General features: G+C 40.3%; 1 protein-coding gene. It reads right to left on the bottom strand.

Annotation, left to right across the window (positions count from 1 at the left end; genetic code table 11):
• Positions 1 to 224: transposase (locus tag GPK90_RS15290; protein WP_252197527.1), on the bottom strand; the 224-nt coding region annotated here is incomplete at its 3' end.
• Positions 225 to 236: the final 12 nt, after the last annotated feature.

Below are 236 nucleotides of genomic sequence, written 5' to 3'. Positions count from 1 at the left end.
AACATTCTCCAACCGTTGTCATGAACACTTTTTCCAAAATGATGTTCCCCGCTCATCGTCTTCAGATCCAGATCTTCAATACATACGATATCATAGAAATTGGTTATCTTTCTTGATTCTTTATGTAGATAATCTTTTCTCTGGTGAGCGATATGCGTATGGATCCGCGCCACTTTTTTCTGTTGTTTTTTGTAACGATTGCTCCCCTTCCGGCAATGACTCAGTTTTCTCTGCGC

It is taken from the genome of Clostridium sp. MCC344 (genome assembly GCF_018785365.1).
In the GTDB taxonomy this organism is placed as follows: Bacteria; Bacillota; Clostridia; order Lachnospirales; family Lachnospiraceae; genus Pilosibacter.
Note: the sequence above shows the minus strand (reverse complement) of the source record. Positions and strands in the feature narration are given on the sequence as shown.